Genomic DNA, 12725 nt, shown 5'->3' on the forward strand with positions numbered 1-12725 from the left:
TGGCCGGGAAGCCGACCCCAATGGCCGGCTTCGCGGTTGGACAAAGAAGTAGATCCAATAGAGCTGATTCAAGGAAGCTGAGATGGCCGATGTCGTCGTCGAGCAAGGTCGCGCCGTCCGTGCAAGGGGCGCGCGGAAGGGATCAAGCCTGCGCAACGCGCTCGGACGGAAATCGACGGTGGCGTTCTTCCTGACGCTTCCGCTGATCCTTCTGATCGTCCTGCTCGTGCTCTACCCCGCCTTCTACTCGGTGTACCTCGCGACGCTGAACAAGGCGATGACGAAGTTCGTCGGCCTCAGCAACTTCACCTTCCTGTTCAAGCGCGAGACGTTCTGGATGGTGGTGCGGCAGTCCTGCATCTTCGCCATCACCGCGGTGGTCTTCAAGGCGCTGATCGGTTTCATCGTCGCGCATTTCGTCCACAACATTCCGGGCAAGAAGCAGCGCAAATGGCGCGGCATGCTGCTGGTGCCCTGGGTGATTCCGCCGGCGATGAGCACGCTGGCCTGGCTGTGGCTGTTCGATCCCTCCTACAGCGCCTTCAACTACACGCTGTCCTTCTTCGGCGTCGGTCCGATCCCCTGGCTCGGCGACACTTTCTGGGCGCGCTTCTCCGTCATCCTGGTCAACGTCTGGTACGGCGCGCCGTTCTTCCTGATCATGTACCTCGCCGCGCTGAAATCCGTGCCCGAACAGCTCTATGAGGCCGCGGCGATCGACGGCGCCAATTGGTGGCAGCGGATCTGGTACGTGACGCTGCCGATGATGCGCAACATCATCGCCATCACGACGCTGTTCTCGCTGATCGTGACCTTCGCCAATTTCGACATCGTGCGCATCCTGACGTCAGGGGGCCCGCTGGATACGACGCATCTGTTCGCCACCTGGGCATTCCAGGTCGGCATCCAGAGCAGCGATATTCCGCTCGGCGCCTGCGTCTCCCTGTTCATGGTGCCGATCCTCGCCGTCGCAGCGATCTTCATCCTGCGCGATGTCAACAAACGCGGGAATGAAGCCTGATGAGCACGCTTGCAATCGACAAGGCCGGCCCTTCCCGCAAGATCAAATACGGCAGCATGAGCCGCGACCGCACCTGGGCGCTGCGCTGGTCTTATTTCTTCCTGGTGCTGTTTGCGATCTTCTTCCTGACGCCGCCGATCTACATGCTGATCACCTCGCTCAAGAGCAGCGCGGAAATATCGGCGGCGACCAATCCCTGGTGGGTGTTCCATCCGACGCTGTCGAACTATGTCGAGCTCCTGAGCTCGAACCAGTTCCTGCGCTTCTTCTGGAATTCGTCGATCGTGTCGATCGTGGTCGTCATCATCACGATGCTGATCAGCATCCCTGCCGCCTTTGCGCTGGCCCGGATGAAGTTCTGGGGCTCGGCGACGCTGGCCACCGGCGTCTTCCTCACCTATTTGATCCCGGACAGTCTTCTGTTCATTCCCCTGTTCAAGGTGCTCGGAATGGTCCAGGACATCACCGGCATCACGCTGCTCAACAGATGGTACGTGCTGCTGTTCATCTATCCGACGCTGACGGTGCCGTTCTGCACCTGGATCATGATCGGCTATTTCGCCTCGATCCCGAAGGAGCTGGACGAGGCCGCGCTGATCGACGGCGCCTCCTGGCTGCAGACCCTGACGCGGATATTCATCCCCGTCGCGCTGCCCGGCCTGATCGCCGCGACCATCTTCGCGTTCACCGTATCCTGGGCGCAGTTCCTCTATCCCCTGGTGTTCACGACCTCGGTGGACCAACTGGTGCTGCCGGTCGGCATCACCACGACGCTGATCAAGGGCGACGTCTTCAACTGGGGACAGATCATGACCGGCGCGCTGCTCGGCGCGGCGCCGCCGCTGATCATCTACGCCTTCCTGATGGACTACTACATTGCCGGCCTGACCGCCGGTGCGACAAAGGGTTGATGTCTCATGGCTGACGTTGCTTTACGGAAAGTGGTTAAGCGTTACGACGACGTCGAAGCCGTGCGCGGCATCGATCTGGATATCGCCGACCACGAGTTCATCGTGCTGGTCGGCCCCTCCGGTTGCGGCAAGTCGACGACGCTGCGGATGATCGCGGGCCTCGAGGACATCAGCGACGGCGACATCATGATCGGCGGCGACGTCGTCAACGACGTGCCGCCGAAAGACCGCGACATCGCGATGGTGTTCCAGAACTACGCACTCTATCCGCACATGACGGTCGCGGAGAACATGTCGTTCGGGCTGCGCCTGAAGCATTATCCCAAGGCCGAGATCAAGGCGCGGGTCACGGAAGCCGCCCGCCTCCTCGACATCACCGACCTGATCGACCGCAAGCCGAAACAGCTCTCGGGCGGCCAGCGCCAGCGCGTCGCGATGGGCCGGGCCATCGTGCGCAACCCGAAAGTCTTCCTGTTCGACGAGCCGCTGTCCAATCTCGACGCCAAGCTGCGCGTGCAGATGCGGATCGAGATCAAGAAGGTGCACCAGAAGGTCCGCACCACGACCGTGTACGTCACCCACGACCAGGTCGAGGCGATGACCTTGGCCGACCGTGTGGTGGTGATGAACAAGGGCAAGATCGAGCAGATCGGCACCCCGAATGAGCTCTACCACAAGCCGGCCACGCGCTTCGTCGCCGGCTTCATCGGGTCGCCCGCCATGAACTTCATCCCGTGCCGGCTCGAGGACGCCGGCGGCACGCTCCAGATCCGGCTCACCGACCGCATCGCGTTCGCGCTGCCGCCGGCCCGCGCGGCGCGCTACAACGCGCTGCCGCGCACCGACAAGCTGCTGCTCGGCCTGCGGCCCGAGCATCTCACCGAGTCGCATGCGCATCTGGGGCCGGGCGTCGAGACCTTCGAGACCGTGCTCGACGTCACCGAGCCGATGGGAATGGAGACCCTGGTCTATTTCGGGCTCGAGGGCACGCCGATCTGCGGCCGCGTCGATCCCAACGCCGGCGCCAAGGACGGGGCACCCATGCGTTTGGCGATGGACCTCAATAACATGCACCTGCTAAACGAGGCGACCGGCGTCGTGTTGTGACGCCGGTCCAAGAAACTCGCGCAGGCAGGGGACGATGGCGACCAACAAGAAGAAGATTTTCGTTACACAAACTTTGTCGCAAGGGGCACGCGCCCTCCTCACCCAGCGGGACGATATCGAGCTCGTCGAGTTTGCGAACCTGATTTCGGCCAGGGATTTCGAGGCCTTGCTGAAGAGCCATGCGCCGGTCCATGGCGTGGCGCTCGGCGCCACCGCCTTCGGCGAGACCGAGCTCGAGGCGTCCAAGGACATGAAGGTCGTGACCCGCATCGGCGTCGGCTACGACGCCGTCGACGTGCCCGCCCTTTCCCGCCGCAAGGTGCCGCTGATGGTCGCGGGCAGCGCCAACTCGCCCTCGGTCGCCGAGCAGGCGCTGTTCATGATGCTGACGCTGGCCAAGCGCGCGAACGAGTTGCACACCTGCGTCAAGGAAGGCAAATGGGCCGACCGGCTCGGCATGCTGCCGTTCGATCTGTACGGCAAGACCGTGCTGATCATCGGCTTCGGGCGCATCGGCAGCCGTACCGCCAAGCGGTGCCTGGCGATGGAAATGACCGTGCAGGTCTACGATCCCTACAAGCCAGCCGCCGAGATCAAGGCCGCCGGCTGCGAGCCCGTCGCCGACCTCGACGTCGCGCTGCCTCACGCCGATTTCGTCACCATCCACTGCCCGAAGACGCCGGAAACCGTCGGTCTGTTCGATGCAGCGCGGATCGGCCGGATGAAGCCGAAATCCTATCTCATCAACACCGCGCGCGGCGGCATCGTGAAGGAAGCCGCGCTGTACGACGCCCTGGTCTCCGGCAAGCTCGCCGGCGCCGGCATCGACGTGTTCGAGGTGGAGCCGCCGCCGGTCAGCAACGCGCTGTTCGCGCTACCCAACGTCATCATCGCCCCGCACGTCGCCGGCGTCACGGTGGAGGCGGTCAGCCGCATGAGCGAGCAGACCGCGCGCAACATCCTGAGTGTGCTGGACGGCGATCCCATCCGGCAGAACATCATCAATCAGGACGTGCTGGGCTGAACAAGCCGAAAGCGGATGGACAAAGCGCGATGAATCGTCATCGCGCTTTAGTTATTGTTTGAGCATGATCTTTTCGGAAAACCGCTGCGCACTTTTCCGGATCATGCTTAGTCCACCCGCCTTCGGAAGGCCAGAATGCGTCCCATTTTGGTGCAGATCGAGCCCCAACTCAGCCTTAATCAAGCGCGCGTAATGGTGACGGAAGCGCGGCGGCAGCGGGACAGGACTAGCCGGCCGTGCCGAGCTGGAGGATCACCCCTTGTCAGAGATCGACCCGACCGACCACGCGCTGGCGACCATCGCCAGCATCCTGGAGCACCCCGAGCCCGTCCTCGTCATTCGCAAGACCGAGACGGAGATCGTGGTTGCCGGAGAGCGCGAGCACGTGGACCCCGACGAGCATCAGGTCGTCGATGAGTATTCGGCTGTCGACGAGCATCCGTCGGTCGACGAGCATCAGTCAGTCGACGAGCATCCAATGGTCGAAGAGCAGCCGCTGGTGCCGGAGCACACCGACGCCGACGGCTACAGCAAGGTCGGGCCCGGGCCCATGGTGGCGATCCGCCTGAAATGGACGGTCCATCGCGGCGATGACGGCCAGTATTACGTCCACGAGACCATCGGCGAACAGTCCACGCCCGTGGTCAGCGGCCCCATGACGAGCGAGGCCGCGGTGCATTTCGTCGACGTCCAGCAGGACGAGGCGAACAGGCGCTTCGAGCAGCTGCGCAGCGAGATCGCCGGCCGCAGCTCGCTCGCCGATTACGAGCGCAAGGGCGAAGCCTAGCGCTCCGGCCTCAGGTCTCGGTGTACACCCCTCCCGAAAGGAGAGGTGTACACCGAGCACCGCCAACTACTTCCTTCCCAGATAATCCTTCTTCACCAGCTCGACACCTGCATGCCGCAGCAGGTCGTAGGCGGTCGTGACGTGAAAGAAGAACTGCGGGACACTGAACGTCAGCAGCAGCGCTCGCCCGGTGAAGGGCAGCTCGGTCCCGTTCTTCAGCCTGAAGAAGACATTCCGTTCCGCCGCCGCATCGATCTCCGCACGCGGCAGGCTTTCGATGAACTCGATCGAGGTTGCGATCCGCGCCTGAAGTCCGGCCATGTCGTGCTCTAGCGCCGGCAGCGTCACCGGCTCGAGCTCCGCCAACAAGGCCGGGGCGACCACGGCATGCCGGCAGGCCTCGCCGACCTGCTGCGCCAGATCGTACATGTTCGGGGCCAGCCGCATACCGAGCAGAACGGCCGGATTGAACTTGCGGGCCTCCGCATACGCCACGCCCTTGTCGAGCAGTCCCGACAGGTTGCGCAAATGCGGGACGAAGAGGCCGACAGAGCCCTCGTACATCGAGATCGTCACGTCAAGATTCCCTTCAATTCCATCTCGCCAGCGACTAGCATCTGGTCTAAATCCACACCTCAAGAGCTGCACAATGACAGCTCGCGCAGGGGTGGAAAAGACATGATCGTTCGGATGGCTGTTCGAATCTTGGCGGCCGCGGCCGTGGCGTTGCTGGCAAACCTTTCGGCCCACGCGCAGCAGGCGCCCTCGCGCCTCGACGAGATCGTCAAGCGCGGCACCTTGCGCGTCGGCATGACCGGCGACTACAAGCCGTTCACCTATCTGGACAAGGCGACGCAAAAATTCAGCGGCTTCGACGTCGACATGGCGGAGGCGCTCGGCAAGGCGCTCGGGGTCAAGGTCGAGTTCGTTCCGACCGCCTGGCCGAAGCTGATGAAGGATTTCGAGGCCGACCAGTTCGACATCGCCATGGGCGGCGTATCGGTCACGTTCGACCGGCAGAAGAAGGGCTTCTTCTCGACGCCGATCATGCGCGAAGGCAAGACGCCGATCGCGCGCTGCGCCGACGTCGGCAAGTACCAGACGCTCCCTGATATCGACAAGAAGGGCACCCGCGTGATCGTCAATCCTGGCGGCACCAACGAGCGCTTTGCGCGTGCCAACATCAAGGACGCCGAGATCACCGTCTTCTCCGACAATACCGTGATCTTCGACGAGATCGCCAAGGGCAACGCCGATCTGATGATGACGGACGCCTCCGAGACGCGCTACCAGCAGAAGCAGCACGCCGGCGTGCTCTGCGCGGTGCATCCCGAAAAACCGTTCGACTTCTCCGAGAAGGCCTATTGGCTCCAGCGCGACATGGCGCTGAAGGCCTTCGTCGACCAATGGCTGCATATCTCGATGGAAGACGGCAGCTACAAGAAGATCTATGCAGCGTGGTTCGACTAGCAATGCGACGGGAATTGGCAATCGCAATCGCGCTCGGGATCGGCGGGGTCCACGGTGCGGTCGCGAAGACGAAGTTCACGCCCGCGACAGGGCCGGCCTGCGAGGACGAGTCGACAAATGAACTCGGCCTGTGGACCTGCCCGGGTCCGGCCGGTTACGTGGTGAGCTTTGCCGACGAAGGCAACATCGTATCTGTCACGATTGCGCCTCGGAGCGCAATCGAGAAGGTGTCCGGGCCGACCGCGCAATGGCGCGGCGCCGGCAAGTCGTTCGGCGAAAAGGTGCAGTGGATCATGCGAGCCGGCGTGCCAAGGGCCGCGGTGATCCGCACCTGGCGACGGGTCGGCGAGGATGAGAAGGAGCTCCAGGAGCTCTCCGTGTTCGCGATCGATGGCACAAAGGCCTGCCTCGTTGGTTCGGTCGATGTTCATGCCGACAAGGCGAACGACGCAGCGCTTGCCCGCGCCCACCAGGCCGCCAATGCGGGTTGTCCGCGGAGGTAGACGCGGCGCGCTGAATCTTCGCCGCTCAGGCGCGCCAAATTCGAGCGGGGCCGCCCTGCCCAACTCCGGGCAGAGTTCGGCGTTATTGAACCAAGGTCGGCACGCGCACGACTTATACCGAGGACAGTGATCTAGATCACTTTTGAAGATCGAACCGGGGCGTAAGAGTCGGTCCGGGGACTATCTGCTCAGGAGATGGAAATGAGGAAGCTGTTGGCCGCGGCCGCATTCCTGTTGGCGAGTACAGCTGCTCAAGCACAGTACACTTTCGAATATGGCGGACGCACCATCCGGATCGATCCCGACCGCGGCACGGTGCAGATTCCCGGCGTGTACGACAACACCGGCCAGGCCAAGGCCAAGAAGGCCAAGAAGAACGACCAGTCGCCGCAGCAGGCCACGGTCGATCCGCAGGCACCAGCCGCTCCAGCTCCCGCTCCCGCCGCCCCGCCCGCAGCCGTGCAGGCGCCCGCGGCTGCTGCGGCCGTGGCGCCGCCTCCTGCGCCACCACCGCCGGCGCCTCCGCCGACCACGACCGCCACCAACGCGCCGGCTGACACGGCCGTGCTGCCGCCGCCTGCGCCGCCCCCGGCCCCTGCGCCCGCTGAGCAGCAGGCAGCGCCCACCGTGGCGCCACCGCCCGCTCCGACCGTCGCTACTGCACCATCGGCGCCGCCTCCGCCGCCCGCTCCGGCGCCTGCCGCCGCTCCCGTCCAGGCGGCCGCAGCCACGCCGGCTCCGGCAGCCGCGGCCACACGCGACCTCAGCTCGCCGCTCGGCGTCTGGCTTACCGAGGAAAAGGAAGGCAAGGTCCGCATCGAGCAATGCGGCAGCAATCTCTGCGGCTACTCGGTTGATTCCAAATCGAACCAGAATGGTGAGCAGGTTCTGATCAACATGAAGCCCAGCAAGGACCAGAAATGGTCCGGCCGCATCCTCGATCCGAACTCCGGCTCGACCTACGATTCGACGATCGCGATGAAGGGCACCGACCGCCTGCGCGTACAGGGCTGCGCCTTCGGCGGCATGTTCTGCGGCGGCCAGACCTGGACGCGGGTGAATTGAGCGGCGCTGATTGCACGTGAGCCAACCTGGCGCAGGTAGGCTGACGTTTTCGTCACACAGCCTGCAATCTATGATCCGACTGGCCGGGATAGTCGTCGCTATCCCCGCCCATGCGAGCCGAGGCCTCGTGTCGTAGGACCGCTCGATTCAAATGCCCCCATTGTGAACCATTTCATACTCTGCCCGCCGAAGTTGCTTCTAGTCTGGATTGATCGCCAGACTATTTGCGACCTGTCTACCGCGCAGTCGGCACCGTTTCGCCGAGATTGAGTAAACCGAAAAAGTCATTTGCCGATCTTCTTTCGGCGCCGATAGTTGCGTAAGCGAGCGAGGTTGTTATGGAGGAACTCCGTGCGACGCCATCGCTAGTCTCAGGTGACTGGGGCCCCGGCTTGTTGATGTCGGAGGAAAGCATACGACGCCATGTGATCGGCGCGCTCCGAAGTCGGCAGACAAGCTTGACGACCGCGCTGCAGCCACTGGTCAACGAGCAAGCGCGGATGCTGGTTTCGGAGTTCGGTTTCGACGCTCAGACCGTCGGCAAAATCCTGCAATCGCAAAATACCATGCTGAGCGTATTGTCGGATCGGTATGACGCGCTCGATGAAGCCGCACATTACAGCGAGATTCCCTTCGTCGAACTGGCGAACGACGGCCGCATCGTCTATTCGAATGCGGCATTCGACAAGCTCATTCCCGGCAGGCGCGGCGCTGCTTTCTCCGGCTTGTTCGGCCCCCGTGCAGCCGACGTGTGCATGGCCCTCCGGGCAAATCACAACACGAGTTTACGCGCAGACATCCAGACCCACGAAACGGTCCGTCAGGTCAGAGTCGAGATTGGACCGTTGCGCGACGAGGATGGAAAGCCGGGCAATTACGCACTCCTGCTCGACCAGAGCGCTGAACAGAGCCGTCTCGATGCCTTGCAGGATGGCGTGCTCCGCACCGACTTGACAGGCAAGATCCGGTTCGCAAACGAGCGCGCGGTGCAGGTTCTTGGCTTCTCGGAACTGGAACTCAAGGAGATGTCGCTCTCCCTCGTGTTCGGATCCGAGGACGAGGGAACGACGAACCTGTTCGCCGAATGGATCACCAAACAAACGGGCTTCTCGAGCTTCGTCAGGCTCCGCCCGAAAGACGGTCGTTCCGTTCTGGCAAGGGTGAGCGGAACACCTTACATGGAAGCACCGAACAGCTCGGCAGGGCTGTTGGTGCTGTTCGCTCCTCTTGCCGAAGATCGCGCCCGTCGTGAGCTCAAGACGATTCTAGCCGAGCACGATGATCCGCAAGAGATCATCGAGGCAACGCTTCAGGCCATCGGCAAAGTCATCCCGTTCGAAATGAGCACGTTCGGGGTCTACAACGATCTCAGCGATTATTGGCGAGCGGTCACCGTCTTTCCCAGACCTAGCTGGGAGTGGAGCACGCGTTGGTTCAAGGTGCCGCCCGGCGTGATCGATTGGCTCGAGCAGGGCAAGACGTGGGACAACAATTTGGCCGCGTTCGTCGAGCGCCTCAATCCGGAGGAAATGGACAACCCGGTGAGCAAGGCCATCATCGCCGACGAATTCGAGTCGATGATCGTATTGCCGATCCGCAAAGCCGGAGGCCGGTTTGGAAGTTCGCTTGCTCTGCTGTCCCGCAAGCACCAATACACGGCCTCGGATCTGCGCACGCTGCAAAATCTCGGCGTCGAGGAGATATTGCAGGCCGCAGACGCCGCCATGGAACACGCCCAGGCACGCGCCTTGCGCAAACTCAAGGACGATTTGAACAAGGCAGCGAGCGCACGCGCCATCGCTGAGCTGCTGGCCACAGGCACCACGAAATGCCTGGGCTGGGAGTATGTCGGCGTGTTCCGGGTCGATCGCCGCCGCAGCAAGTTCGTGCTGGTCGCCGAGCACGTCAAGAACGACCGAAACCTGCTCGTGAAAGCTCCTGACCGCAGGGCCGAGTACACCCAGGAGCTGTCCAGCGGCATGCTCGGCAGCTGCCTGGCCGAGCGGAGCATACTGGTTGTTCCTGACATCAGCGATACCGAGAGGAACTACGGCTTCATCAAAACCGCACCCGATCAGCGATCCGCCATGACAGTGCCCCTGTTCGTGAATGGCAAGATCGAACTGATCCTGGACATGGAATCATCGGAGTTCAACGCGTTCCGGGGGCCTGATCAGGACGCGGCAAGTGGCCTCGCCGCCGACTGCGAACAGATCTTTGCGGCTCGCTGGCACGAAGCGATCGAGCACGCGCTCATGGATAGAATCGAGCAGGCGGCCGTGATCGTGGATGCCGTTGGAACGATCTGCCACATGAATGGTGCAGCCGAGAACATCTTCGGCCAGGCGCGTGACAAGAAGCTCTCGTCATTTGGCGCCCGGAACGAAGATTCCGTGCAACTGGCGGAATGCGGGATCCAGCACCGTCTTCACATCCACCTGACGATCGGCGACGCACCGCGCACCGAGCTGACGACTCTCGCAAATCGCGAGCCGTTGAATGACGATTATGGTCATCAACTCTGGCTGTTTACCAGCCTTGCCGACCAAAGCCGGGAGAGCGACTGGGGTTATCTGGAAGAGACCGTCACGGCCGTTGCACGCGAGACCCGCGCCCCACTGTTGATGGCCGATGGCCTGCTGCGCGGCGCCGCATCGCTCCTGAGCAAACCAGAGCTCATGAGGAATTGCGCCGAGCTGCTCGAGCAGGCCGCCAACCACCTGCTGAGGGCCGACCTTACTTTCGAACGTCTATCCGATCGTCTGACCGTTCAGCAGACGCCGCAGGAGGCCCCCGAGCAATTCGACGTATTGGAAGTGCTTTATCACGAGGTCGAAGGCCTTCCCGTCGAGGATCGTGCCGCGATCGACCTCGTCGACCAGATTGCGATGCGTCATCCGGTGTTGGTCAAGGGATGGGCGAAGAGGTTGAGCTTTGCATTTCGCTCCGCCCTCAGCTCTCTGCTGTTGTTGCGCATCACGCCGAACGACAGGTTGACCGTGACGATCGCGGAACGGCCGCCGCATCGCCTCTCGGTGTCCATGCGCCTGCCCGCGACGATTACCGACGCTCTGGCACCGTCGGCGGCGGACCCGATCGAGCAGAGCCAGCACCGGGCACGGCAGATGGCTAGCATCGCGATCGAGGCGATACGCAAGGCTGCCGAGCAGCACGACGGCACTCTGGTCGAGTTGGACGGCGCGGGACTCGAGTTCAACCTGCCATTGTGCGCGCAGGAGGCACCGGTATGACAGCAAAGATTGCCATAGCCACCGCCGAACCAAGCATGTTCGAAACCCTGCGGGGACATCTGCTCGCGGCCGGGGTGGCCCTGGAGGACTTGTACGACAAGCCTCTGATGACCCCGGACCAGACCAGCGAGTGGCTCATCGCGAATGAGACTGAATTGCTCGCGCTCGACGCCCGGTTGCCGACTGACCCCAGCGCCGTATTCGACACACGCACGACCCTTGGCGCGAAGCACGTGCTCAACACCGTCGTCCTGGCCCAGGACCCCCACACCTCCGTGCTGGTCATCGCACCTTCGTTCGGAACCTGCGCGGACCTGGAGGAAGAGTGCAGAACAGCAGGCAATGCGTTGATCCTGCCGATGGACGCGCTGCAGCTGCACCGGCATCGGATCTTGCGCCCGTTCATTGCGATGCTCACCGGGCATCCCGACGAGACGGATGCGATTCCGGGCGCGTTCCGCGTGATCGAGATCGAAATCCATAGCGCCAAGGTGGAATGCCGGCTCGGAACGGGTGAAGACGGCTCTCCTATGCTTCGCTGGAACACCATCAGCGATCTCGATGACCTCAAATCTGCCGCTCAGACTTATGCGCGCGATGAGATGCCGCTGAACAACTGGCTCGGCCAAACGCGGGACATCGGAACTCGCCTGTTCAAAAGCTTCGTTGTCAAAGCGATCGGCGAACATCTGTTCTCGCAGATCGAGAAGTCCGCGGGCGGGCTGGTGGGACTGTCGTTCCGGTTCGTCATCAGCGACGCCGGCTTTTATCCGGTGCCCTTCGAGGCGAGTGTACGTTATCTCTCGGAGGAAAATGGGCCATTCGTGCTGCTCTATGCGCCGATCGTCCGGCGCATTCCATCCTTTGTCCGCGGAAGGGCCAGTGAGCGGGCGCGGATCAAACCGGGTGCAAAACTGATGTTCGTTCGTTCTCAGATCGGCGAACATCCCGATCTGAAGCTCGACAGCGCGATCTGCGATGGCAAGAAATTCGACAAGCTTGGCAATATCGATACCGAACTGAAGCACGTGACAGAGCTGGGTGCCGCGGGCTGTTTCGATTTGAAGGTCGTCAACTTGTCGGACGCCCCTCCGGGCGAGGCCGCCCCCTATCTGCTGAAGCAGCTCGACGCATTCCGGCCGACCATTCTCCACTACGCCGGTCACGCCTGGAGCGATGGCCAGAAAACCGCAACCCTCGTCCTTCCCGGACTGCAACCGCAGCAAGCGGTCGGCCTGAAGCTCGACAGGGTGGCGGCATCCGACGGGCTTTCAACGACGACACTGGTCTACCTCTCGGCCTGCCGTGGCATCTCGAAGGGCTGCGTTCAGCAACTGGTGATGAACGGAATCCCCTACGCCTTGGGCTTCCGATGGAATGTCGAGGACGAACGCGCGCCGCAGTTCGCCAGGGAGTTCTATGACGAACTCCACAAGACGCGATCCGTTTGCGTCGCGTTCCGCAAAGCCTGTCGCGCATCGTGGGAAAGCCTGAACTACGACGAAGAAAGTCCGATCTGGCTCTCACCGATCTTGCTGGCGCAGTCGACCGATTGGGCAGCTCGCTGCCAGTGAGCAACCACTGAG

The 12725-nt window shown here is 62.6% G+C and carries 11 protein-coding genes; 10 read left to right on the plus strand and 1 reads right to left on the minus strand.

What is annotated here, in order from left to right:
* Positions 1-82 precede the first annotated feature (82 nt).
* The 5 genes from GGD62_RS03805 (at position 83) to GGD62_RS03825 (ending at position 4850) form a co-directional block, all read left to right on the plus strand.
* Positions 83-1021, plus strand: a complete 939-nt coding sequence (locus GGD62_RS03805) for a carbohydrate ABC transporter permease (RefSeq protein WP_018318007.1) — start codon at positions 83-85, stop codon at positions 1019-1021.
* The gene (locus tag GGD62_RS03810) at positions 1021-1932 is read left to right on the plus strand and encodes a carbohydrate ABC transporter permease (protein WP_018318006.1); all 912 of its coding nucleotides are present in this window, start codon (positions 1021-1023) and stop codon (positions 1930-1932) included. Before GGD62_RS03805 ends, GGD62_RS03810 begins: the two co-directional genes overlap by 1 nt.
* 6 nt (positions 1933-1938) lie before the next feature.
* Positions 1939-3039, plus strand: a complete 1101-nt coding sequence (locus tag GGD62_RS03815; protein ID WP_018318005.1) for an ABC transporter ATP-binding protein — start codon at positions 1939-1941, stop codon at positions 3037-3039.
* A gap of 34 nt (positions 3040-3073) precedes the next feature.
* Complete coding sequence (locus GGD62_RS03820) at positions 3074-4063, plus strand: hydroxyacid dehydrogenase (protein WP_183707127.1); 990 nt, start codon at positions 3074-3076, stop codon at positions 4061-4063.
* 259 nt (positions 4064-4322) lie between these two features.
* Positions 4323-4850, plus strand: a complete 528-nt coding sequence (locus GGD62_RS03825; protein ID WP_183707129.1) for a hypothetical protein — start codon at positions 4323-4325, stop codon at positions 4848-4850.
* A gap of 66 nt (positions 4851-4916) precedes the next feature.
* Here GGD62_RS03825 and GGD62_RS03830 read toward each other — a convergent pair whose 3' ends face one another.
* Positions 4917-5414 (minus strand): DUF1993 family protein, encoded by a 498-nt coding sequence (locus GGD62_RS03830; RefSeq protein ID WP_183707597.1) that lies wholly within the window; start codon positions 5412-5414, stop codon positions 4917-4919.
* A 126-nt stretch (positions 5415-5540) separates the two neighbouring features.
* Between GGD62_RS03830 and GGD62_RS03835 the strand changes: the two genes are divergently transcribed.
* From GGD62_RS03835 to GGD62_RS03855, 5 genes are all read left to right on the plus strand, one after another.
* Positions 5541-6320 carry a transporter substrate-binding domain-containing protein gene (locus GGD62_RS03835; protein WP_092258061.1) on the plus strand — a complete coding sequence of 260 codons (780 nt, stop codon included), beginning with the start codon at positions 5541-5543 and terminating at the stop codon, positions 6318-6320.
* Positions 6321-6334: 14 nt separating this feature from the next.
* Entirely contained in the window at positions 6335-6823 is a 489-nt protein-coding gene (locus GGD62_RS03840; RefSeq protein WP_183707131.1) for a hypothetical protein, read from the plus strand.
* 201 nt (positions 6824-7024) lie between these two features.
* Positions 7025-7888: a DUF2147 domain-containing protein gene (locus GGD62_RS03845; protein WP_183707133.1), complete on the plus strand. Its 864-nt coding sequence runs from the start codon at positions 7025-7027 to the stop codon at positions 7886-7888.
* 458 nt (positions 7889-8346) lie between these two features.
* Complete coding sequence (locus GGD62_RS03850) at positions 8347-11139, plus strand: PAS domain-containing protein (RefSeq protein ID WP_183707138.1); 2793 nt, start codon at positions 8347-8349, stop codon at positions 11137-11139.
* A complete protein-coding gene (locus tag GGD62_RS03855; protein WP_183707140.1) occupies positions 11136-12713 on the plus strand; it encodes a CHAT domain-containing protein in 1578 nt (525 codons plus the stop codon). The genes GGD62_RS03850 and GGD62_RS03855 overlap by 4 nt, the downstream gene beginning before the upstream one ends.
* Positions 12714-12725 lie beyond the last annotated feature (12 nt).

The sequence above is a fragment of the Bradyrhizobium sp. ERR14 genome (genome assembly GCF_014198235.1).
In the GTDB taxonomy this organism is placed as follows: Bacteria; Pseudomonadota; Alphaproteobacteria; order Rhizobiales; family Xanthobacteraceae; genus Bradyrhizobium.

Coding starts and splice junctions, on each gene's coding strand:
- GGD62_RS03805 (WP_018318007.1), top strand. CDS start 83: ATGGCCGATGTCGTCGTCGAGCAAGGTCGCGCCGTCCGTGCAAGGGGC.
- GGD62_RS03810 (WP_018318006.1), top strand. CDS start 1,021: ATGAGCACGCTTGCAATCGACAAGGCCGGCCCTTCCCGCAAGATCAAA.
- GGD62_RS03815 (WP_018318005.1), top strand. CDS start 1,939: ATGGCTGACGTTGCTTTACGGAAAGTGGTTAAGCGTTACGACGACGTC.
- GGD62_RS03820 (WP_183707127.1), top strand. CDS start 3,074: ATGGCGACCAACAAGAAGAAGATTTTCGTTACACAAACTTTGTCGCAA.
- GGD62_RS03830 (WP_183707597.1), bottom strand. CDS start 5,414: ATGTACGAGGGCTCTGTCGGCCTCTTCGTCCCGCATTTGCGCAACCTG.
- GGD62_RS03835 (WP_092258061.1), top strand. CDS start 5,541: ATGGCTGTTCGAATCTTGGCGGCCGCGGCCGTGGCGTTGCTGGCAAAC.
- GGD62_RS03845 (WP_183707133.1), top strand. CDS start 7,025: ATGAGGAAGCTGTTGGCCGCGGCCGCATTCCTGTTGGCGAGTACAGCT.
- GGD62_RS03855 (WP_183707140.1), top strand. CDS start 11,136: ATGACAGCAAAGATTGCCATAGCCACCGCCGAACCAAGCATGTTCGAA.